Consider the following 22,057-nt stretch of genomic DNA (forward strand, 5'->3'; position numbering starts at 1 on the left):
CAGCGGCGAAGGCAATATGAACGGCGGGAAAGGAGGCGCCGACCTCCGGAGCGGGAGCGCACGCGCGATGACTTCAGCCACAATGCATTCGCCCGCGGACTCGCAACGGCGGCTCGTGCTCTGGCTCCTCGTCGCCGCCTATACGCTCAATTTCGTCGACCGCACGATCGTCGCGGCCATCGGCCAGGCGATCAAGGACGACCTCAAGATTACCGATACCCAGCTCGGGCTTCTCGGCGGGCTCTATTTCGCGCTCCTCTATACGATCCTGGGGATTCCGCTGGCCCGGCTGGCCGAGCGCGCGTCGCGGGTCAAGATCATCTCGGCGGCGATCTTTATCTGGTCGGGCTTCACGGCGCTTTGCGGCATGGCCTCCAGCTATGCCATGCTCGCGGCCTGCCGCTTCGGCGTCGGCGTCGGGGAGGCGGGGCTTTCGCCGCCCGCGCATTCGCTGATCAGCGACTATTATGAGCCCAAGAAGCGCGCGTCGGCGTTGTCCATCTATTCGCTGGGCGTCCCGATCGGCGTGATGATCGGCGCCGTCGGCGGCGGATGGCTGGCACAGAATTATTCGTGGCGGGTGGCCTTCATCGTGCTCGGGCTGCCCGGTGTGCTGCTGGCCCTCGTCATCAAGTTCCTCGTGCGTGAACCCGTGCGCGGGGCAATGGAAGCCGAACCGTCCGGCCCGCTCAAGCCCTATGTGCTGCGCGAGGATGTTCTCGAAACGGGTCGCGTGGCCCGCGCGATGTTCAGAAACTGGACACTCTTCAACATGATGATGGGGATCACGCTGATCAGCTTCGCCGGCTATGGCGGCGGCGCCTTCGTGCAGCCCTATTGGAGCCGGACGTTCGGGCTCGACTATGCGCAGGTCGGATTGATCACCGGCCTGATCGGCGGGGCCAGCCAAGGCGCGGGGGTCCTGCTGGGCGGGCTCGTCAGTGACCGGCTTGCGCGGCGCGGCGCGACCATATGGTATGGGCTGGTGCCCGCAATCGGCATCGCGCTGTCCTATCCGCTGATCGTGGCGATCTACACCGCCGACAGTTGGCAGGCGGCGGCGGCGTGGATGCTGTTCCCCGGCGCCCTGTCCTATACCTATATGGGTCCGACCTACGGCGTGGTGCAGAACGCCTTTCCGCCGGAACGGCGCGCGACCGCGACGGCAGTGCTCTTCTTCGTGCTCAACCTGATAGCCCTCGGCTTCGGCCCCCCGCTGACCGGGTGGCTCATCGACCATCTGGGCGCCTTCCATCACGCCTATCCCGCAGTCGAGGGCGTCCTGCCGGCGCTCGTTCATCTATTCTCGATCGACGCGGGGGCGTTCCAGGCGGCATGTCCAGGCGGCGCCGGGCCGATAGCGGGAAGCGCCGCCGACCGTGCATGCCGGGCTGCGGTCGAACTGGCCACCCGCCAGGGGGTGCTGATCGCTTATGCAGTCGGCCTGTGGGCGGCATTGCATTATCTGCTTGCCGCCCTCGGCCTCCGCCGCGGGATGCCACGCACAGATTGAACGCCATCCGCCACGACGTTGCACGGGACGCCCATGCAATCCGGCGGCGCGGCCTTTTCGGGCAGAATCGCCGTATGGCCCTGCATCGCCAGCTAGGCTATGCGCCGCTCGCTCCCATAGCCCGCAGTCCATGAAGAGCAGCGAGATCCGCGGGCGCCTGTCGAGAAAAGGCGCCGACCGCTGTTAGTTTCTCCCGATTGGCTCAAGACGCCGCCAGCGTCACATCATAGGTCGCTGGCGATTTCAGGCTCATCGGCCTGCTGCATTGCGATCTTGCGGAGATTTGCCTCATGGACCTCGCGATTGATGGGAAAGGCGATGATGGCGAGCAAGCCGCATATCTGCAGCGCCATGATTACCGCCGGCTCGGTCAGCGCCAGCATGGTCAGGACGTCGGCCGGCACCTCGCCTTGCTTCGCGCTTTCGGGAAAGGCGACGAAGGAGAGGATCAGTCCGGCGCCGAACACGCCGACCCCCGACATTGCCTTCAGGAGGAACGCGTTGGCCGAAAAGATCAGCCCGGCGGAATCGCGGCCCGTGCGCACCGCGGCATATTCGACCACGTCAGCGAACATTGACGAGCCCATCGTGCCCGCGCTGACCGCGATCGTCGTATTGATAAAGCCCATCACGAACAGCGCGACATAGAGCATCTGGGTGCCGTTCTCCGGCGCGATGCCGAGCAGGCGGCTGAAATACATGATCGGGCTGCAGATGATCGCGGCGATCGACAGCATGATCGCCGCGCGCTTCTTGCCGAGCTTCGCCCCCAGCCACGGCGCGAAGAAAAGCGCCGTGACCAGCGCCGCGAAATAGCCGATCATCAGGCCTGAAATCTGGTCGCCGGTCAGCTCCCAGAAATAGATGCGGAAATAGGTCAGCGTCGCCGCAACGACCCCCGCCGACGCCGAGGCGAAGAAGGTCCCCACCGCCAGCAGCAGGAATGGCTTGTTGACCAGCGTATCCCATACTTCGCGCGCGCTCTGCGCCAGCACGAACGGACGCCGCGGCGGCGGCGGCGCGAAGCTCGGGATGTGCCGCGCGGTGCCGAGCGAGGAGATGACGATCGCGGCGAGCATGATGAGCGAGGCGACGAGACCGTAATCGGCATAGCCCTGCACGTTCAACTGGCCACCGGGATCGTCCGGACCGGGGCGCAGGAAATAGCTGAAGGCGAGGATGTTGCTCCCCAGCCCGCCGACATAGCCGAAGAACCATCGCCAACTCATGAAGGCGGTGCGCTTGTCATAGTCGCGGACCAGATCGACGACGAGCGCGCTCGACGGGATTTCGTAGACCGAAATGAAGACGCGGATCAGGATCGCGAGCCATGTCAGATACCAGAACAGGCCATCGGGCCCGAGTCCCTCCGGCGGGTTCCACAGAAAATAATAGCTGATCGCGATCGGCAGGGCCGCGCCCAGCATGAAGGGGTGCCGCCGCCCCCAGCGCGAGCGGACGCCGTCGCTCATCCGCCCGATGAACGGATCGGCCACCGCATCGACAACCAATGCAATCATGATCGCGAACCCGACGGTCGCGGCCGGCAGGCCGAGCGCCTGATTGTAGAAGATCATCAGCAATACGGTGAAGCCGGTGTCCTTGACCCCGAACGCAATCGATCCGATCCCATAGAAGATGCGGTCGACGACCGTCTTCTCCTTCGGTGCGGCGGGCATCGGTCCGGTGCCCCCCAAAGGCGCGGTTTCGCTCTCCATAGAGACGGTCGCCATATGCATCCTCCTGCGGCGCCTCTCGTGAAGCGCTCCCATACTTATTTTCTTAAATTGAAGCTACAGGAGCTTGCCGCCCACGTCAAACCGCTTTACCAGCTATCGATCCAGCGCAATCGCTTGCCGCTCTCCGGCACGGTTGCGGCCGGCGCCGTCCTCAGCGCGGCCGCGATCCATTGCCTTGTATCCGCCGGGTCGATCACATCGTCGATGCCATAATAGCCCGCCGTCGTGAGCGCCTTGCCGTGCTGATAGAGCTGCGCGACCATTTCCTCGAATTTCGCTTGGCGTGTCGCAGGGTCCGCGATCGCATCCAGTTCCTTGCGATACCCCAGCCGCACCGCTCCCTCGAGGCCCATGCCGCCGAATTCGCCCGTCGGCCACGACACCGCGAACATCGACGCCTGATAACTGCCGCCAGTCATCGCGATGGCCCCCAACCCATAGCTTTTGCGGAGCACGACCGACAGCAGGGGCACCGTCAGATTGGCGCCGATCAGGAACATCCGTGCCGCGTGCCGGACCAAACCCGTCTTCTTAACATCTGGACCGACCATGATGCCGGGCGTGTCGCTCAGCGATACCACCGGCAGGCCGTGCGCCTCGCAAAGCTGAAGAAAGCGGGCGGCCTTGTCGGCGGCGTCGCTGTCGATCGCGCCCCCCAGGTGCGCGGGGTCGTTCGCGACGATGCCCACGGGCCTTCCTTCGATCCGCGCCAGCCCGACGATCATGGAAAGCCCGAAGCCGCGGCGCAATTCCATCCAGCTTTCCCGGTCGACGAGCGTCTCGATCAGAGCACGGATGTCATAGACGCGCAGCCGGTTCTCGGGAATCGCATGTCGCAGCGCGCGCTGATCGGCGCACGTCCAGTCCGCCAGCCTCCCCTGAAAATAACCAAGATAGCGCTTGGCGGTCGCGACCGCCGCCACCTCGTCGTCGACCAGCAGGTCGACGACGCCGTTCGCGACATGGACCGCGACCGGCCCGACCTCTTCCGGCCGGAACACGCCGAGACCGCCGCCTTCGATCATCGCCGGACCGCCCATGCCGATCGTGGCATTGCGGGTGGCGATGACGACGTCGCTGCAGCCGAGGAAGGAGGCGTTGCCGGCAAAGCAGCGCCCCGACACGATGCCGATCATCGGCACCCGCCCGCTGAGCTTGGGCAGCCATTCGAAAGCGCGGATGAAGCCGCCGCCATCGGTATCGCCCGGCCGGCCGCCCCCACCCTCTGCGAACTGAACGAAGGGGATGCGCCAGCGGTCGGCGAGTTCGACCAGCCGGTCGGTCTTGATATGATTGCGCGCGCCCTGCGTGCCGGCGAAGACGGTATAGTCGTAGGCCATCGTCGCGACCCGCGCGTGCTCCTCGCCGAACAGGCCCGCGTTGACGGTGCCGATCCCCATCACCAGCCCGTCCGCCGGGCTCTGTGCGATCAGTTCCTCGGTGGTCGCGCGCCGGCTCCGTCCGGCGATGGCGAGACCGCCATATTCGATGAAACTGTCGTCATCGAGCAGGGCGTCGATATTCTCGCGCGCCGTTCGATGCCCCGTCTTACGGCGCTTGGCCACCGCGTCGGGGCGCGCGATGTCGAGCGTGCCGCGACGCCGCGCTAACACCTCCGCCAGATCGGCCCGGATATGATCGGGATCGACGGCCGCCGCCTTGGCCGGGACAGCCTCGGCCGCATCCCCGGCTTCGGATTCGATGAACAGGATCGGCTGTCCTTCGGCGAGCGTATCGCCGACCGCCGCGACGAAAGAGACCACGATGCCGGCCGCTGGCGCGGCGACGCCGTGCTGCATTTTCATCGCCTCAACCACCGCGATTTCCTGGCCGGGGACGACGCTGTCGCCCGGCTTCACGGTGACGGCGACCAGCGCGCCGAGCATCGGCGCCGCTATCGCCACCATGCCTTCGGGTATTTCGGCGAGTGCGGATACGGCGGGAATAGCTTCGCGGCCTTCTTCTCCGTCCGAAACCGGCAACGCGGCCTCGGCGGCGAGCAGCGCCGTCAGCCGCTCGTCGACGAGCTGCACATGGGCGCGGCCTGCCAGCACCTCGGGATCGGCGAGCAATGCTCGCAGGAACCCGATATTCGTCGGCACGCCGACAATCCCGAAGCGATCGAGGGCGCGGCGCGCCTTGGCCGCCGCAGCCGGAAAGCCGCCGTAGGGAACACTGACGATCAGTTTGGCGAGCAGGGAATCATAGCGCAGGCTGGTGCGATATCCCTCGCATCCGAACGTATCGACGCGAACGCCACGCCCCCCCGGCTGCGCGAAGCGCACGATCGTCCCCGCGGCTGGACGCGTCCCATCGGCCGTCATCGTCTCCATGTTCACCCGCACCTGGAGCGCGCATCCGCGCGGCGCCGGCACGCTTGCCTGTTCGAGACCGAGGTCCGCGAGCGTCGCGCCATCGGAAATCGCGAGTTGCAGCCGGACGAGGTCGAGGCCCGTAACCTCTTCGGTCACCGTATGCTCGACCTGAAGGCGGGGATTGACCTCGATGAACGCCCAGTCGTCGCCATCGGACGCGACGAGGAACTCGACGGTGGCGAGGCTGCGCAGGCGCGCTTCCGACGCCATGCGCACCGCCGCGTCGAGCAGCGCTGAACGCGTCGCGGGCGGCAGGGCGTCGGCGGGCGCCCATTCGACGATCTTCTGCCGCGCGCGCTGGAGCGAGCATTCGCGGTCCCACAAGTGAGCGACCGCGCCGCTCCCGTCGCCCACCACCTGCACTTCGATATGGCGCGCATGCGGAAGCAGCCGCTCGATATAAAGCGCGCCGCTGCCGAAACTGCTCTCGGCCTCGGCCGCGCAGCGTGCGAAGGCGGCGTCGAGGTCCTCCCGCCGTTCGACCGGCCGCATCCCCCGGCCACCACCGCCTGCGATCGCCTTCAACATCACCGCCGCGCCGTTGCCGAGCCGGTCGAAGAAGGCTCGCGCTTCCTCGAACGTCACCGGTTCATCGGTCCCTTCGGGCAGCGCGGCGCCGCACAGGCGGGCATGGGCCCGCGAGCGCGCCTTGTCGCCGAACAGGTCGAGCGTTTCCGGTTCCGGTCCGACAAAGGCGATGCCGGTCGTGGCGCACGCACGCGCGAAGCGTGCATTTTCAGACAGAAAGCCATAGCCGGGATGGATGGCGTCGGCGCCCGCTCGCTGTGCGGCCGCGATCAGTTCCTCGATCGACAGATAGGCCGCGGTTCCCACACCGGCCAGCGGGATCGCTTCGTCAGCCTCACGGACGTGGAGCGAACCCGCATCGTCTTCCGCATGAACCGCTACCGTCGCGATCCCGGCCTCGGTCGCGGAGCGCATGATACGGACGGCAATCTCGCCGCGGTTGGCAACCAGCAGTTTCTTCATCGCGTTTCCGCCCCTCCCGGCAGCATCTCCGTCCCTCTTCTCATACAGGTGCGGCCGTTCATCCTGTCGCCGGGGCTACGAAATCGCTGGAAACGGTCATATCCTTTGCGACCGGAAACTCGGCCGGACAGACATCGATCGATTTCTCCGCCGCACCGCGGCGGCTTCCCGCGGGGCGCGGCATTGTGCGGGTCCCGTTGATCCTCGCGTATTTCAGAATCGGGAGACACAGGCATGGACCCTCCCAATTTATGAGAATTATAGTATGCCTGCGATAATACCGGAATCATGTCAATAGATTGACGTTCGATCGGCGCCCGCGGCCTGGTTAAGCGCGGAATCCCGATGATCGACGCGGAAGCGCGACTGCGCGACCCGATCGCCGTCGGTCTCGGCGGTGCTCGGCCCGCATCCTGCTGGTCGGTTTGCCATGACTGCTGCGAACCGCGATAGCAAGTTCGGGACATGTCATCGCTGGACGCCGTGCCAGCATGATCCATTCGCCGCATGCGAGCCGGAACGAGCCGCAACGAGCCCGCGCCGGCGCCGCCCCATATGGCGGCATCTCCCGGTTGCGATCCACACGAGCAACTGGGGGGGTCGGAGCGCGGGCGCGGGGTTGGGCGCGCGGGGCATTCGGCCGCACGGCAAAGCCGGACGCAGGCTCGCGGAAACAACCCGCTCCATCAGACATCCGGCACGCGTGCCGATCCCGCCCGTCCCCGGGCTCATTCGGGGAGTCGGCTAGACCATGGACATGCTCAGCCCCGACCTCCTCTGGCCGATCGCCGGTGCCGTCGTCGCCGGTGCCGCGATCAGAGCCGAGCGCGAATATCGCGCGAGCCCGGCCGGACTGCGCACGCATATCCTCGTCGCGCTGTCGTGACGGCTTCGAGGAAGAGAAGGCCGAAGCCCTCGTCGCCGCGATCCGCGGGGGCAGCGCGCATCACCGGTTTCGACATCCACCCCCAGCAAGCTTGACGCACGACGTCGGCGCCACACGCTCGTTAGACGGCCCCGACCCCGAGCCGTTCGGGCGCAAGATGGGCGGGTGCGATGCCCCAGTCGGTCAGACCCGCGGGCCATATGCCGCCGGTGATGAGCGCCTCGGCGATCGCGCTCATCGCCGGGGCGGTCTGAAGGCCATATCCGCCCTGGCCCGCGAGCCAGAAGAAGCCGTCGGCGTCGGGGGCGAAGCCGGCGACCGGAACGCGGTCGTGCGTGAAGGTGCGCAGCCCCGCCCAGCTATGGCCGATCCGCCGGACGGCGAGCGAGGTATAATGTTCGACCTTCGCCGCCGCGAGCGCGATGTCATATTCCTCCGGCTGGGCGTCGGTCGGCTCGCTCGGCACCTCGTCGACGGGGCACGCGAGCAGCCGCCCCGATTCGGGCAGCATGTAGAAATCGTCGACCGCGGTCTTGGTGAACGGCCAGTCGCGAACCTCCTGACCGGGCGGCGCGTCGAGGACGATGATCGTCCGACGCAGCGGTTGCAGGCCCAACGGCGCGACGCCCGCCAGCCGCGCGATCCCGTCGCACCAGGCGCCCGCCGCGTTGACGAGGACGGGGGCGGCGAACCGATCGCCGGCCGCGGTGGTCGCGACCCAGGCCGCCCCGTCGCGGGCGATCGCAATGACGCGGGCGCCCGCGATCGATCGGCCGCCTTCGCGCTTGATCGCGGCGCGATAATCCTGCTGCAGCGCCTCGCTGTCGAGGCGGCGCGCGGTCCGGTCGAGCACCGCGGCGACGATCCCGTCGCCGCCGCAGCGCAGGACCGGCACGACGGCGCGCACGGCATCGGCGTCCAGGCGTTCGAGCCCGTCGCTATAGGGCCGCATCTCCGCCTCCAGCGCGTCGAGCCCGGCAAGCATCTCCGGCGGCGCGATGAACAGCGCGGAGGAAGGACGCGACAGCGCGGTGCCGTTGGCGCCCACGGTTTCGAAATGGGCGCGGCTGAACGCCGTCATGCCGCGCACCACCGATTTGCCGATGCCGAAATGATAATAGGTCGCGCTGCGGCCGCTCGAATGATAGCCGAAACCGTCCTCGGCCTCGAGCAGGATGGTCCGGCCGTACGGCGCGAGCCGTGCGACCGCGGACACGCCGGCGATGCCGCCGCCCACGATCAGGAAATCGGCGGTCTGCAAGTCTCACTCCTATGAAACGGTGGCCGGCGGCGGGCGCGGCGTGGGCCTAGCCCGGCCTAGTTCGCGACGCGGATGATGCCGACGCCCTTCACGATGTCGATCCGCGTGCCGAAAGGCGCCGACAGCCGCTGGAGCCGTTCGAGGATGCGGGCACCGGTTGCCGCGTCGGCCATGTTCGGCACCCCGCGCGCCGCGCCCGTCGCGGTGACGCCGAGGTCGATCGGATACAGGCGCACCTCGGTCAGCCGTCCGTCGCGAAAATGCGTGGTCGCGATCACCGATTCATAGAGGTTGGGATCGGAAAAGCTCTTCGCATTGCGCGCCTGGAGCAGTTCGGGGGTCGTCACGCTGCCCGGCGTGACGCCGAACTGGTCGAACATGTCGGCAGGCACATCGTCGAGCGAATTGTTCATCATCGCGAAGTTGCCGAGCGAATAGAAGATCGGCTTGCCCTTGTATATCTCGATGCCGCGAAGCTGGTGCGGCCCGTGCCCCATATAGACGTCGGCGCCCGCATCGATGATCTGGTGGGCAAGACCGGGCGCGAAATCGGCGGGGGTCTGGCTGGCGTTGCCGGGTTCGTGATTGTGCAGCGAAAAGACGACGAAATTGCCGTTCTGCCTGGCCTGCCGTACCGCGAGCAGGTTGGCGGCGAGATCCTTCTGGTTGAGATCGTAGCCGATCGTCATCGGGGTCGTCGGAGCATCGACCGCGCGAAAGTCGCGGCCCTTGATCCGCACCGGGGCGCCCGGCTTCGTTCCGGTGATGCGCGCCAGCACCGTAAGGTCGGCTTCGGACACCTGTCCGATCTCGGTGCTGCGGATCGTGTTGGCGCCGGGACGGCCCGGCACCCGGCCCAGCGGGTCGGCCGCGGGGGTCATGGGGGTGAAGGTGGTCGTCGCCGAAACGAGCGCGACGCGCCCCTGCGGTCCGTCATAATAGGCGGGCGCGCGCGCCTCAGCCATCGTCCGCCCGGTTCCGGCGCGCACCAGCTTCGCGGCATCGAGCAGCTTCAGCGTCTCGATCATCCCCTCGACGCCCCAGTCGGTCGCATGGTTGTTGGCGTGGCCGACGATGTCGACCCCCATGGCGGCGACGTCCTTGGGCACGCCCGGGTCGGCGAGCATCCAGGTTCCGCCCGATTCGGCCTGCGGCGACCCCTTGAAGGTCGCGAGGTCGAGCGCGGTGGTCTCGAAATTGCCGAAGGTCACGTCGGCACCGCGCAGGATGCGCAGCATCTCGGGCGCCTGCTTCTCCAGCGTCGCCAGCATCGGGCGCAGATAGATGAGGTCGCCGACGGCGGCGAGGCTGAAATCGCCCGCGATCGGCGTGCTGGGGACCGGCGCGGTTTCGAGCGTCTGGCCGCCGCGCTGCTGGGCATGGACCGAAAGCCCGTTCAGCGCCGCCGCGGCCGATCCGGCCAGCAACAGGATGCGCAGGACCTTGGGGCAGGCAAAGGGACGGGCGAAATTGGTCGACATGCGGATGCTCCCCTGATGTGAAGCATAGCGAATAGGCGGCGGCGCTGACACCAACCTGTCATCGGTCAATCGGCGCGCAGAAAACGCACCGTCACGCACAACCCCCGACCGCTCCGGCCGTCCGCCAACTCGATCTCCGCGCCCATGCGCTGCGCCAGCGCGCGCGCGATCGGCAGGCCCAGGCCGGTCCCCGACGGCTGCCCGCGCCCCTGGATGCGGTAAAAGCGATCCCATACCTTCTCGCGCTCCGCCTCGGGAATGCCGGGGCCGTCGTCGTCGATCTCGACCAGCGGCCCGCGCGCGTCGTTCGTCAGGCGGACCGAGACCATCCCCCCGGGGCGGCTGTAGCGTATCGCATTGTCGAGCAGATTGCCGATCAACTCGGCGGCAAGCGTGGGCTGGCCCATCGCCATCACCGGCCCCTCGCCCTCCTTTTCATAGCTGATGGCCCGGTCAGCCGAAGCCTGTGCGGCGCGCTCGCCCGTCACGCCGGCGGCGATGTCGGCGAGGTCGAACGGCTGCACCGATATCATCCCCTGATCCTCGCTCCGCGCGAGCGCGATCAGCTGGCGCAGCAGTTGCTCGAGCGTGTCGATGGCGTGCGGAATGTCGGTCAGCGCCGCCTGCCCCTGCCGCGATTGCGGGCCATAGCGTTCGAGCACATCGAGCTGCACGCGCACGACCGCCAGCGGCGTGCGCATCTGGTGCGAGGCGTTCGAGGTGAATTGGCGCAGCGATTCGCTCGCGCGTTCCAGCCGCGCCATCAGTCCGTTGAACGCGGCGACGAAGGGACGGATTTCGGTCGGCGTCGCCTCGTCCGCATCGAGCCGGACCGAGGGAGAGGCGGCGCGCCGTGCCGCCTCGACCTGTTCGGTCAGCGTGCCGAGCGGGCGCAGACCCCAGCGGATCGCCAGCCAGAACAGCAGACCGGTCACGAACAGCGCCGTCAATCCGATCATCAGGACCTGCCGCAGGAAGGCGCGCTCGTGCGCCAGGCGGTCGTCGACATAATCGGCGATCTGGATCGCGATCAGCTGGTCGTCGCCGTGCGCGCGGCGAATTTCCATCGCGATCCGCGCGGGCTTGCCGTGCAATGTGCCATCACGCAGATAGGCGGCCTGCGTCACCGCGCGCGCATCGGCGGGGTCGAGATAGCCGCGCACCAGCCGGGTCTGGCGATAGGCGTTGGTGAAGACCGTCGGGGGATGGCGGTCGATCGTGCCGTCGTCGACCGGGCTATAGTCGGCGGGGGGGCGCAGCGCCGCGTCGCCGGCGATCAGCCGGTCGCCGCGCCAGACGCTGTAATGCACGACCGGACGCGCGCGCCGCTTGAGCAGGTGAACCGCGAGCGGGATCAGTCGTTCGCGGTCGGCCGCCGGGCTGTTGTACGCGAGACTGAGAGTGCGCACCGACCCGATCAACACCCGGTCGACGGTATCGGCCTCGTTGTTGCGCGCGACCAGCGTCGTGATGATGCCGAAGAACAGCACGAGCCCCGTGAGCGGCAGGAGAACGGCGGCGGTCAGGCGAAAGCGCAGCGAAGGGGGAAGACGGCGCATCGGTCAATCGGTCTCGATCATATATCCGAGGCCGCGCACGGTGCGGATCGCGGGGCCCGACGGTTGCAGCTTGCGGCGCAGGCGCCCGACATAGACCTCCAGCGCGTTGGGCGTCACGGCATCGTCGAAATTGAAGACTTCCGCCGCCAGCCTTTCCTTCGGGATCACCTTGCCCGGCCGCCCCATCAGCGTTTCGAGCACCGCGAGCTCGCGGCGGCGCAGATTGATCGCCCGGCCGTCGAGCGTCACCGTCCGGCTCGACCGGTCGAACGACAGCGCGCCGATCCGCAGCACCGGGTCGGCCGTCCCCTGGCTGCGCCGGACGAGCGCCCGCAGGCGCGATTCGAGTTCGCGCGGACTGAACGGCTTGGCCATATAATCGTCGGCGCCGCGATCGAGGCCGGTGACCCGGTCGTCGATCATGTCGCGCGCGGTCAGGATCAGGATCGGCGTCGTCACCCCGCGTGTGCGCAGCGCCCCCAGCACGTCGAGCCCGTCCATGTCGGGAAGTCCCAGATCGAGGATGATCGCGCTGTAGGGCTCGCTTTCGGCGAGATGCAGCGCGTCTTCGCCATTGGCCAGGCAATCGACCGCGAAGCCGGCCGCCTCCAGCGAGGCGGCCATGCCGCGCGACAGGCGCTCGTCGTCCTCCACCAACAGCACGCGCATGATCCGATTCCGCTTCGCTCCCTGCCCTGTTTCGATGGAAATTACGGCCAGCCTCTATCTCCGCATACGGAAATGTCACGCCCGGCACCGATAATTTTCCATTCATTACCCGAAAGCCGGGCCGCCGTCGTTGGTGTCAGCTTCGTGACAGCGACCTCTATTAGGGAGGCGCGCTCGAACCTTGTCCGTAGCGCCACGGGAGAATCGGATATGAAGACCAGCCTGCCTCTGCTTGCGGGGGCGACCTTGGCCTTGTGCGGCGCGACGCCGGCCGTGGCTCAGGCGCCCGCGCCCGGCGACGCCGCTACCATTGCGCAGCTCGATGGGCTGTTCGCACGCTGGGCGCGCGACGATACGCCGGGCTGCACGATCGCCATCTCGCGGGGCGGACAGCCGATCGCGATGCGAAGCTATGGCATGGCCAGCCTCGAACTCGGCGTGCCTGCCACCGTCGACAGCATCTACGAAGCCGGTTCGGATTCGAAGCAATTCACCTCCGCCGCGATCCTGATGCTGGCGCGCGAGGGCAAATTGTCGCTCGACGACGATATCCGCAAATATCTTCCCGAAATGCCGGCCTATGCCGCACCGGTCACGATCGCGCACATGCTGCACCACACCAGCGGCCTGCGCGACTGGGGATCGGTTTCGGCGATCGAGGGCTGGCCGCGCAATTCGCGTACCGCGAACAACGATGACGTGCTGCGGATCGCCGCGCGTCAGGCCGAGCTCAATTTCGCGCCGGGCAGCCATTATCTCTACAGCAACAGCAACTATAACCTGCTGGCGATCATCGTCGACCGGGTCAGCGGGCAATCGCTCGCCGATTTCACCCGCGACCGCATCTTCGCCCCGCTGGGCATGACCAGCACGCGCTGGCGCGACGACCATGGCGACATCGTGCCCCGCCGCACCGGCGCCTATGAATTCGAAGACGGCGTCTGGCGCAACGAACAGGTGATCGAGGACGCCTATGGCAATGGCGGCCTGCTCACCACCGTCGGCGACCTCGTCAAATGGCAGGCGGCGCTCGACAGCGATTTCTTCGGGCCGGGTTTCACCGCCCAGATGCAGCAGACGACGAAGCTCAACGACGGAACGCCGATCGCCTATGCGCTCGCGCTGGTGAATCTCGACCATCGCGGGCAGCAGGAGGTCGGCCATTCGGGGTCGACCGGCGGCTATCGGGCCTGGATGGCGCGCTATCCGGCGCAGCGGCTCGCCGTATCGCTGCTGTGTAACGCGGGCGATGCCGATGCGCCGGCGCTGGGGCGCGCGGCCGCCGATATCTTCCTGCCGCCCGACAACGCCAGGACCTATGTGCCGCGCGGCGCCGCCCCGACCGGTCTCTATGCCGACAGCGTGAGCGGCGCGCCGCTCCGTTTCGACGTCGACGACAAGGGCGGCCTGCGCGCCGACGGCCGCGCGCTCGTTCCGGTCGGACCGGGGCGCTGGATGCTGCGCGAGGATATCTTCGCCTTCGGCGCGAAGGGCAGCCTGGTCCGCGAAACGCGCGAGGGGGAAAAGATTCCCTATCGCAGGGTCGACGCCGTGACCGCGCTCGATCCCGCGCCTTATACGGGACGCTTCTGCTCGGCCGAAACCGGAACCTGCCTCAGCTTCCAAGCCAGCGGCGACCAGCTTGTCTACAGCGGTCCGCGCTGGACCGGCCAACCGCTCGCACCGGCCTATCGCGACGTGTTCATCGGCGCCGCCGCGCCGCGCGCCTCGCGCATCGTCGTCAAGTTCCAGCGCGATGCCGCGGGCGCCGTCACCGCGCTCCGCTTCGGCGAGAACCGTGCCTTCGACCTGCTTTTCACGCGCGCGGACTGACCGCCGATTTCATTCAACGACATTCAAAAAAGGGGAACATCTATGCGTAACGATCGGACCGGGTTGAAAACCCTGTTGATGGGCGGCAGCGCCGCGGCGGGGCTGATGCTCGCGCTGGCCTGCGGCGGCACGGCCGCGGCGCAGGAAGCCGGCGACGAGGGCGCCGCTGCCGATTCGGCGATCGTCGTCACCGGCTCGCGTATCGACCGCAAGGGCTTCGACGCGCCGACCCCGACGACCGTCGTCGGCGAATCCGAACTGGCGCAGGGCGCACGTCCCAGCATCGCGCAGGTGCTGAACGACCTGCCGCAGTTCCGCGCCACCGTGTCGCCGAACAGCACCAACGCCAACACCAATTCCAGCACTTCGGCGATGGACCTTCGCGGCCTGGGCGCCACGCGCACGCTGACCCTGCTCAACAACCGCCGCTTCAACGGCGCGTCGGACCTCAACAGCATTCCGCAGGACATGGTCAAGCGCGTCGAGATCGTCACGGGCGGCGCCAGCGCGGCCTGGGGTTCGGGCGCGATCGGCGGTGTCGTCAACATCATCCTCGACGACAATCTGTCGGGCCTGAAGCTTGGCATCCAGAACGGCCTGTCGACGCGCGGCGACGGCTATCGCTACAGCATCAACGGCAGCTTCGGCACCGAGTTCGCGGGCGGCAGCGGCCATTTCATGATCGGCGGCGAATATCAGAACGACGAGGGCATCCTCAGCCGCAACGCGCGCAAGAATGTCGGCAGCGCCGACCTGTTCACGCCCGCCGGCAGCACCGAGCAGATATTGATCCGCGACGTCAATCCGGCGAACACCGGCCTCGACGGCCTGATCACCACCGGCGCGCTCAAGGGCATGACCTTCGCGGCCGACGGCTCGCTGCGCCCCTATCAGTACGGCAGCATGATCAATGGCGACGGCACGCTGATGGTCGGCGGCGAAGGGCGCGGGATCGGCGACCAGAAGTCGCTCGCCAACCCCTATCAGCGCGTCAACGGCTATGCCCGCGCCAGCTTCGAGGTCGGCGACGCGACCTTCTGGATCGACGGGCTCTACAGCCGCATCTGGGCCAAATATCCCTTCTATGCCGAATATGGCAATTACACGCTGAAAGCTTCGAACCCCTATCTCGACGGCATCCGCAGCCAGCTCGGCGCGGGCGAGACGACGGTCAGGATCGGCCGCGTGTTCGAAGATTACGGCATGCGCACCTTCGATTACTACCGCCAGAACGTCGAGGGCGGCATCGGCGTCGACGGCAGCTTCGCTGACGGCGCGTGGCGCTATTCCGCCTATTACAACCATGGCGAACTGCGCAACATGCAGAGCTATCACAACCAGATCGTCGGCGCGAAGATGACGGAAGCGCTCGATGCGGTCCGCGTCGGCAGCGACATCGTCTGCGCAGTCGCGCTGACCGACCCGAACACCGCGTGCCGCCCGCTCAACATCCTGGGTGCCGGTCGCGCCGATCCGGCCGCGATCGACTATGTGTTCGGCGACCTCGCCAAGGTCGTCTACACGACCAGGCTCGACAGCATGGGCGCCAGCCTGCGCGGCGACCCCTTCTCGACCTGGGCCGGCCCGGTCTCGATCGCGTTCGGCGGCGAGGCGCGCTGGGAAAAGCAGGTGACGAACAGCATCGATCCCATCTCGACGGCGCGCGGGTTCAGCCGCTTCAACTTCTCGCCGCTCGACGGCGGGTTCAACGTGCAGGAAGGGTTCGGCGAAGTCGCGATACCGCTGCTCGACCAGCCGTTCAGCAAGCTCGATTTCAGCGCCGCCGCGCGCTACAGCCACTATAGCACCAGCGGCGGCATCTGGTCGTGGAAGATCGGCGCCACCGATCGCATCCTCGACAATCTGCTGCTGCGCGTCTCGCGCTCGCGCGACATCCGCTCGGGCAGCCTTGCCGAACTGTTCACGACGCGCACGACCACCTTCTCGACGGTGTCCGAGAACGGCCAGTCGTACAGCGTCACGCGCTACGGCGGCGGCAACCCGAACCTGAAGCCCGAGATCGGCAGCACGCTGACGCTCGGCGCGGTCTTTACCCCGACCTTCCTGCCGGGCTTCAACCTCGCGGTCGATTATTTCGACATCAAGCTGCGCGATGCGATCACCTCGCCGAACGCCCAGGACGTCATCACCGCCTGCGGCAACGGCAACCAGAACGCCTGCTCGCAGATCACGCGCGACGGCCAGGGCCGCCCGACAGAGATCAACTCGACCTATCTGAACCTTGCCCAATACAAGACCAGCGGCGTCGATATCGAGGCGAGCTATCAGCAGCCGGTCGGCGGCGGGACGCTTCGCCTGCGGGCGCTGGCGACCTATGTGTCGAAGGTCGTGATCGACGACGGCATCTCGGTCATCGACCGCGCCGGCGACGTCGGCGACGTCACCTTCGGCACGCCGCACTGGCGCGGGACCGGCAGCGTCACCTATGGCGACGATCATGCGACCTTTACCGCACGCGTCCGCTATGTCGGCGGCGGGCAGTACAACCATCTGCTGAACATCTCGAACAACGACACCTCCGCCCGGGTCTATGTCGACCTCAATGCGCAGGCGAATATCGACGAGCGGTTCACGCTCTTCGCCAACGTCAACAACCTGTTCGATCGCGATCCGCCGCTGAGCCCCGCCGGATCGGTCCACTACGACTCGATCGGCACCTATGTGACGGTCGGCGCCAAGCTTCGCCTCTGACCCCCGATAGCATCGAGGCGAAGGGAAAGGTGGGCATCCCATGGGGTGCCCACCTTTTTGCCGTTCCGGCGCCGGGGCGAACGAGAGCAAACGCCGCTCGCGCCAATTGCGCAACGCGGCTTCAGGCAGGCGGCGGCATCGCCTTCGCATAGCTGTGCGGGACGAGAGGGATCGTCAGCAGCATCACGACGACCACACAGGCCAGATGCAGCAGCCATCCCGACAGGAAGCCACCGGTCGCGTCGTGCAGCACGGCGACGATCCACGGCGGGATCGCCGCAATCAGGAACCCCCCGCCCTGCATGACCGCCGACAGCGCGCCCGCATGCGCCGGGTCCGCCAGATGGTCGAGCGCCACCACCATCGATAAGGCAAAGCAGCCGCCCAGTCCGGCGCCGACCAGCGCGGTCCAGAGCGATGGCGCAAGTCCCGGCCAGAATGCGAACCCCGCAAAGCCCGCCGCCTGACAGGTCAGAGTCAGCCACAGCCAGCCTCTTCGGTCGCCCCCGCGCCGGATGAGCAGCGGCAGGACCAGCGCCGCCATCGCCTGGCAGACGGCCATCAAGGCGAGCAGGCTGCCGCTCGCATTACGGTCCCATCCCAGCGCCTGATAGAAAGGGGGAAGCCAGGCGATCACCGACGAATATCCGCCATTGGCAATCCCGAACCAGACCATCAGCAACCAGGTCCGCCGAAGCCTCAACAAGTGGAGCATCACCCCGTCGCCGGGCGCGGCACCGCCGTCCGCGGGCAGATAGCGGGCGGCGAGCAACACGGCGAGCACCGCGGGAAGGACGAGCCATGCCAGGCCCATGTGCCAGTCGCCGGCCCATCGGGCGACGATCGGCGATGCCTTGGCTCCCAGCGCACCGCCGCCCATCAGCGTCGCGGAGTAAAGCCCCATGACCTTGGCGTTATGATCGGGGAACATGCGTTTGATGATGCTCGGAAACACCGCCTGGACGATCGCAACGCCGAATCCGATGACCGCCGCCGTTCCGATCAAAGCCCAGCCGGTCGTGACGAACAGCCGCAGCCATGACCCGATCCCCAGCACCGCAAGCGCCGCGATGACCGACCGGCGCGCGCCGGCCGCGCGTTGCAGCGACGGCCCGGCAAAGGCGAAGGCACCCATCAGCAGCATCGGCACCAGCGTCAGAAGCGACAGGCCCTGAAGGCCAAGGCCCGTCCCCTCCCGAATATCCTGGGCCAACGGTCCGACGCCGGTAACGAACGGCCGCAGGTTGAGGCCGACGATCGCGACGACGAACAGCAGCGGCCATGCGGCGCGCGAAGGGTCGGCCGTCTTCATCCGCAGTCAGTCCTGCCGGCGCTTCCAGTCGGCATAGAGGTCCGGCTGCGATTCCAGGCGAACCGGGACGTGGCGGATCGTCATCGACTGCTCGGCGAAGGGTTTTGCCAGTTCCGCATAGATCGCCGCGGTCGAGAGACCGAACGGCGCACCGTCGTCGTTCGAATAGGCAAAGACGACCGCGCCCACCCCCGCCATCCGCATCGCCGCCATACACATCGGACAGGGGTGGCCGCTGGCATAGACGGTGCAGCCCCGAAGGTCGGGCGAGCCGAGCCGCCGACTGGCGCTGCGGATCGCGTTCATCTCCGCATGGGATGTCGGATCGTTGGTGGCGAGTATCTCGTTGACGCCGGTCGCGACGACTTCGCCGTCCCTGACGAGGACCGCGCCGAACGGGCGCCCGCCCGCCTCGGCATTGGCCTGCGCCAACCCGATCGCCTGGCGGAGAAATTCCGTTTCGCCGGTCATCATGTCCTCTTTCATTTCGCGCCCGCTCCGACGAGGATACCGGCGATTTCGGCATGGCCCCGACTGCGGGCAAGGCGGAGCGGCGAGACTCCGTCGCCATCGGCGAGGTTCACGTCGGCGCCGGCATCGATGAGCGCGTGAACGATCGCCTGATGCCGCGCGCCGCCGTCGCCCAGGATGATCGCCTCGATCAACGCGGTCCAACCCAGATTGTTGACGTGATCGACGTCCACACCGGCGGCGATCAGGATTCGCACGACCTCGACATGACCGCGCTCGGCCGCGGGGATGAGCGCGGTTCCGCCGAAGCGGTTCGTGCTCGCGAGGTCGGCGCCATGGGCAAGCGTCAGCCTGAGGATGTCGAGATGCCCGTGCGCGCCGGCATAGAGATAGGGGCTGTCGTTGATGCGATCCTTGGCATTGACGTCGGCGCCGGCCTCGATCAGCACCTTCGCGGCGTCGGCCGCGTTGCCGCGCGTCGCGACCAGCAGCGGCGTCGCGCCCGCCGCATTGCGCGGATCGATCGCGACGCCCGCGGCGACGATCCTGCGCACCGTGCCTGCATCGTTGTTGGCCGCGGCCCGGAACAGGTCAGCCTCGTTCATCGCACCCTCGTTCACCGTCTCGCCGGAAACCGGAAACGGCCCGCACGCGACCGCTGTGAAAAGGCACAGACCGGCAAGCATCAACCTTCGCATCCCTGCGCTCCCTCCGCCAGTTGCCGGAACCGCGACGGCGCAGCGTCCGGGCGCACGACCTCGCCGCGCTGGACGAGGAGGCGCCCGGCGGGCGGGGCGGCAACGGCCGCCGCGGCGTTATCGGCCTCGATCAGGACGAACGTCGCCTGCTTGCCCACCGCGATGCCATGGTCGTCCAGCCCCAGCGCGCCGGCCGCACCGGTCGTCGCCATCTCCAGCGCGAACATCAGGTCTTCGTCGCTGTGGAAGCCGGAGCGATAGGCGATCAGCATCGCGCGGTTCAGCATGTCGGCGTCGCCATAGGGCCACCAGGCATCGCGGATATTGTCGCTGCCCGCAAAGATGCGAACCCCTTCCGCCCGCAGCATGGCGACCGGCGGAAAGGGGTGATCGCCCGGCGCGTTGGTGAGGATCGAGACACCCGCGGCCGCGAGCGTGGCCGCGGTCCGGCGGGCGAGATCGGCGCCGACATCGCCCAGCGCATAGGCATGGCTGACCGTCACGCGCCCGCCCAGACCGGCCGCTTTCGTGTAGCCGGCGATCCGCTCCAGTTGCGCGATGCCGCCTTCGCCATGCTCGTGCAGATGAATGTCGACCTTCGCACCATGCTTTCCGGCCAGGCCGAAGACGATATCGAGATGCGCCGCTGCGTCACCGTCGAACGCAGTGGGGTCGATCCCGCCGATCGCATCGGCGCCAGCACCGAGCGCCGCGTCCAGCATCTGCGCCGTACCCGGACAGGTGAGGATGCCCGCCTGCGGAAAAGCGACCAGCTCGACATCGACGCGACCGCGCCACGCCTCGCGCGCCTCCATCACGGCATGAAGGTTCGCAAGGCCGGTGGTGGCGTCGACATCGACATGGCTGCGCATCGCTACCGTGCCGCGCGCATAAGCGCTGGCGATCAGCCTGTCCGCTCGCTCCGCGACCGGCAGCGCTTCACCCAGCAGCCGCTTCTCGACCGCCAGACGCTCGCGCAGATCCGCGGCGGGCTGCCAGGGGCGCCAGCGATCACCTAGGAAGCTCTTGTCGAGATGGATATGGCCGTCGACAAGGCCGGGCAGCGCCAGCAGCCCGCCAAGATCGACGGTCTCGGCCGTGCCGGACACGTCCTGCGCCCGCACGAAACGGCCGTCGCGAACGGCGAGATCGGTGACGCGGCCGTCTGCAAGCTGCACATTCGTGAATCGCCGCTCCGTCACTCGATCGTCTCCTTGCCTTGCTCGCCAGTTCAGCAGGGTCGCGGTGCCGGCATCGTTTCATGCCCACCGCTGCCGCTCCCATCCGCGGCTCAGTGCCTTGCGCGAATTACCGTCCTGCGGCATTATTCACAAATGGAATATCTCTATATATATTATTCAGGAACTTAATGATTATGCTGGATCAACGCCTGTTGCGTGCCTTCGTGGCGATTGCCGACACGGGAAGTTTCACCACGGCCGCGCAGCGACTCCACATGACGCAATCGACGATCAGCCAGCAGTTGGGACGGCTCGAGCAGGCGGTCGACCGCACGCTGATCGACCGGACCGACCGACCCGTCCGGACCACCGAAGCCGGCGAGCGATTATTGGGATATGCCCGCCGCATCCTCTCGCTTCAGCAGGAGGCCGAGCTTCTGTTCACCGACCCTTGGGGAAGCGCCGCAATCCGGATCGGCCTGCCCGACGACATCGTGACGCCGGCCATGAGCGAAATCTTTGCCAGCTTTGCCGACAGGCATCGGGAAATCCGTCTCGATGTGACGGCGGGGCTCAGCCGCGACCTCACCCGGCGTTTCCGTGGCGGGGAATTCGACATCGTCGTCGTCAAGGAACCGGCCGCCAGCGCCGATCGGCACGCCAGCGTCGCGGAGGCGATCGGCTGGTTCGAGGGCGCCGGGGCGCCGCGCGTCTGGGATGACCCCATCCCGCTCGTCGCCTTCCCCGTCGGCGGCCTCTATCGCGAGACGATGTTCGAGCGGCTCGAGCGCGAGCGCCGCCGCTTCTACATCGCCTTTACCGCCACCAGCCTGAACAGCGTGCTCGTCGCCGTGGGCGCGGGCCTCGGTATTTCGCTCGTGCCGATCCATGCCGCACGGCATTACAATGTCAGGCCGGCCGATTTCCTCGGCACGGAAGCCGCGATGGTCCTGTCCGTCTATGCCTGGGAGAAAAAGGGCAAGGTCGCCGAACTGGCCGAACTCATGTCCGGGCAACTGGCCGCACAACGCCAGAATCCGCGTCATTCGACCGACTCGCCGGGCGAGGGTCGACCTGTATGACCCGAACCCGCGTCATTCGTCCTGTGCGCGGTCGATCATGTCCATGAAATCACGCGCCGAATCGCGGTCGGCCGCATCGGGAAAGGCGACTTCCAGATCGGGTGCTGCGCCCAGCATATAGAGCAGCGCCCACAGCGCGAAGCGGCGGCCCGCATGCGTCTCCAGCGCCAGATCAACGCGCATCCGCTCAGTCCCCGCCGCCAGCGCCGCGGGCGAAATTGCGCCCATGTCGCGGGTGCCGAAATAGCGAAAGAGCTGGTCGTCGAAATCCATGGCCGCGCCCTTGTGGCAGACA

General features: G+C 67.3%; 16 protein-coding genes. 5 read left to right on the plus strand and 11 right to left on the minus strand.

The features are described from left to right. The first annotated feature begins 67 nt into the window (after positions 1-67). On the plus strand, positions 68-1,513 hold the full coding sequence (locus tag SGRAN_RS13490; RefSeq protein WP_067184439.1) for a spinster family MFS transporter: 1,446 nt from the start codon (positions 68-70) through the stop codon (positions 1,511-1,513). 224 nt (positions 1,514-1,737) lie between these two features. Here the strand turns inward: SGRAN_RS13490 and SGRAN_RS13495 are convergent, their stop codons facing one another. Both SGRAN_RS13495 and SGRAN_RS13500 read right to left on the minus strand, forming a co-directional pair. Beyond that, positions 1,738-3,246, minus strand: a complete 1,509-nt coding sequence (locus tag SGRAN_RS13495) for an MFS transporter (protein WP_172709655.1) — start codon at positions 3,244-3,246, stop codon at positions 1,738-1,740. Positions 3,247-3,338: 92 nt separating this feature from the next. Further along, positions 3,339-6,617: an acetyl-CoA carboxylase family protein gene (locus SGRAN_RS13500; RefSeq protein ID WP_067184443.1), complete on the minus strand. Its 3,279-nt coding sequence runs from the start codon at positions 6,615-6,617 to the stop codon at positions 3,339-3,341. Positions 6,618-7,368: 751 nt separating this feature from the next. On the opposite strand from SGRAN_RS13500, the gene SGRAN_RS21765 reads away from it, so the two are divergent. Further along, positions 7,369-7,503: an MgtC/SapB family protein gene (locus SGRAN_RS21765; RefSeq protein WP_082737261.1), complete on the plus strand. Its 135-nt coding sequence runs from the start codon at positions 7,369-7,371 to the stop codon at positions 7,501-7,503. A 121-nt stretch (positions 7,504-7,624) separates the two neighbouring features. On the opposite strand, the gene SGRAN_RS13505 is transcribed toward SGRAN_RS21765, so the two are convergent. The 4 genes from SGRAN_RS13505 to SGRAN_RS13520 form a co-directional block, all read right to left on the minus strand. Then, positions 7,625-8,764 (minus strand): NAD(P)/FAD-dependent oxidoreductase, encoded by a 1,140-nt coding sequence (locus tag SGRAN_RS13505; protein ID WP_067184445.1) that lies wholly within the window; start codon positions 8,762-8,764, stop codon positions 7,625-7,627. A 56-nt stretch (positions 8,765-8,820) separates the two neighbouring features. Beyond that, entirely contained in the window at positions 8,821-10,245 is a 1,425-nt protein-coding gene (locus SGRAN_RS13510; protein ID WP_067184448.1) for a CapA family protein, read from the minus strand. A 65-nt stretch (positions 10,246-10,310) separates the two neighbouring features. Beyond that, positions 10,311-11,804, minus strand: a complete 1,494-nt coding sequence (locus SGRAN_RS13515) for a sensor histidine kinase (protein WP_067184451.1) — start codon at positions 11,802-11,804, stop codon at positions 10,311-10,313. A gap of 3 nt (positions 11,805-11,807) precedes the next feature. Continuing rightward, positions 11,808-12,473 (minus strand): response regulator, encoded by a 666-nt coding sequence (locus tag SGRAN_RS13520; RefSeq protein ID WP_067105752.1) that lies wholly within the window; start codon positions 12,471-12,473, stop codon positions 11,808-11,810. A 210-nt stretch (positions 12,474-12,683) separates the two neighbouring features. Between SGRAN_RS13520 and SGRAN_RS13525 the strand changes: the two genes are divergently transcribed. Both SGRAN_RS13525 and SGRAN_RS13530 read left to right on the plus strand, forming a co-directional pair. Then, positions 12,684-14,306: a serine hydrolase domain-containing protein gene (locus SGRAN_RS13525; RefSeq protein ID WP_067184454.1), complete on the plus strand. Its 1,623-nt coding sequence runs from the start codon at positions 12,684-12,686 to the stop codon at positions 14,304-14,306. Positions 14,307-14,348: 42 nt separating this feature from the next. Further along, complete coding sequence (locus SGRAN_RS13530) at positions 14,349-17,018, plus strand: TonB-dependent receptor plug domain-containing protein (protein WP_067184457.1); 2,670 nt, start codon at positions 14,349-14,351, stop codon at positions 17,016-17,018. A 121-nt stretch (positions 17,019-17,139) separates the two neighbouring features. Here SGRAN_RS13530 and SGRAN_RS13535 read toward each other — a convergent pair whose 3' ends face one another. The 4 genes from SGRAN_RS13535 to SGRAN_RS13550 form a co-directional block, all read right to left on the minus strand. Next, a complete protein-coding gene (locus tag SGRAN_RS13535; protein WP_067184460.1) occupies positions 17,140-18,330 on the minus strand; it encodes a cyanate transporter in 1,191 nt (396 codons plus the stop codon). Positions 18,331-18,336: 6 nt separating this feature from the next. Next, a complete protein-coding gene (locus tag SGRAN_RS13540; RefSeq protein ID WP_067187088.1) occupies positions 18,337-18,801 on the minus strand; it encodes a nucleoside deaminase in 465 nt (154 codons plus the stop codon). Between the two features lie 11 nt (positions 18,802-18,812). Then, positions 18,813-19,406 carry an ankyrin repeat domain-containing protein gene (locus SGRAN_RS13545; RefSeq protein ID WP_210434141.1) on the minus strand — a complete coding sequence of 198 codons (594 nt, stop codon included), beginning with the start codon at positions 19,404-19,406 and terminating at the stop codon, positions 18,813-18,815. 80 nt (positions 19,407-19,486) lie between these two features. Next, positions 19,487-20,701, minus strand: coding sequence for an amidohydrolase (locus tag SGRAN_RS13550; protein ID WP_067184464.1), 1,215 nt, complete (start codon positions 20,699-20,701; stop codon positions 19,487-19,489). A 173-nt stretch (positions 20,702-20,874) separates the two neighbouring features. On the opposite strand from SGRAN_RS13550, the gene SGRAN_RS13555 reads away from it, so the two are divergent. After that, positions 20,875-21,762, plus strand: coding sequence for a LysR family transcriptional regulator (locus SGRAN_RS13555; protein ID WP_067187089.1), 888 nt, complete (start codon positions 20,875-20,877; stop codon positions 21,760-21,762). A gap of 12 nt (positions 21,763-21,774) precedes the next feature. Here SGRAN_RS13555 and SGRAN_RS13560 read toward each other — a convergent pair whose 3' ends face one another. Continuing rightward, positions 21,775-22,035: a hypothetical protein gene (locus SGRAN_RS13560; RefSeq protein ID WP_067184467.1), complete on the minus strand. Its 261-nt coding sequence runs from the start codon at positions 22,033-22,035 to the stop codon at positions 21,775-21,777. Between the last annotated feature and the right edge of the window lie 22 nt (positions 22,036-22,057).

The organism is Sphingopyxis granuli (assembly GCF_001559015.1).
Lineage (GTDB): Bacteria > Pseudomonadota > Alphaproteobacteria > Sphingomonadales > Sphingomonadaceae > Sphingopyxis > Sphingopyxis granuli.

Coding starts and splice junctions, on each gene's coding strand:
- SGRAN_RS13500 (WP_067184443.1), bottom strand. CDS start 6,617: ATGAAGAAACTGCTGGTTGCCAACCGCGGCGAGATTGCCGTCCGTATC.
- SGRAN_RS13535 (WP_067184460.1), bottom strand. CDS start 18,330: ATGAAGACGGCCGACCCTTCGCGCGCCGCATGGCCGCTGCTGTTCGTC.
- SGRAN_RS13520 (WP_067105752.1), bottom strand. CDS start 12,473: ATGCGCGTGCTGTTGGTGGAGGACGACGAGCGCCTGTCGCGCGGCATG.
- SGRAN_RS13545 (WP_210434141.1), bottom strand. CDS start 19,406: ATGAACGAGGCTGACCTGTTCCGGGCCGCGGCCAACAACGATGCAGGC.
- SGRAN_RS13540 (WP_067187088.1), bottom strand. CDS start 18,801: ATGACCGGCGAAACGGAATTTCTCCGCCAGGCGATCGGGTTGGCGCAG.
- SGRAN_RS13525 (WP_067184454.1), top strand. CDS start 12,684: ATGAAGACCAGCCTGCCTCTGCTTGCGGGGGCGACCTTGGCCTTGTGC.
- SGRAN_RS13530 (WP_067184457.1), top strand. CDS start 14,349: ATGCGTAACGATCGGACCGGGTTGAAAACCCTGTTGATGGGCGGCAGC.
- SGRAN_RS13490 (WP_067184439.1), top strand. CDS start 68: ATGACTTCAGCCACAATGCATTCGCCCGCGGACTCGCAACGGCGGCTC.
- SGRAN_RS13560 (WP_067184467.1), bottom strand. CDS start 22,035: ATGGATTTCGACGACCAGCTCTTTCGCTATTTCGGCACCCGCGACATG.
- SGRAN_RS21765 (WP_082737261.1), top strand. CDS start 7,369: ATGGACATGCTCAGCCCCGACCTCCTCTGGCCGATCGCCGGTGCCGTC.
- SGRAN_RS13555 (WP_067187089.1), top strand. CDS start 20,875: ATGCTGGATCAACGCCTGTTGCGTGCCTTCGTGGCGATTGCCGACACG.
- SGRAN_RS13495 (WP_172709655.1), bottom strand. CDS start 3,246: ATGGCGACCGTCTCTATGGAGAGCGAAACCGCGCCTTTGGGGGGCACC.
- SGRAN_RS13510 (WP_067184448.1), bottom strand. CDS start 10,245: ATGTCGACCAATTTCGCCCGTCCCTTTGCCTGCCCCAAGGTCCTGCGC.
- SGRAN_RS13515 (WP_067184451.1), bottom strand. CDS start 11,804: ATGCGCCGTCTTCCCCCTTCGCTGCGCTTTCGCCTGACCGCCGCCGTT.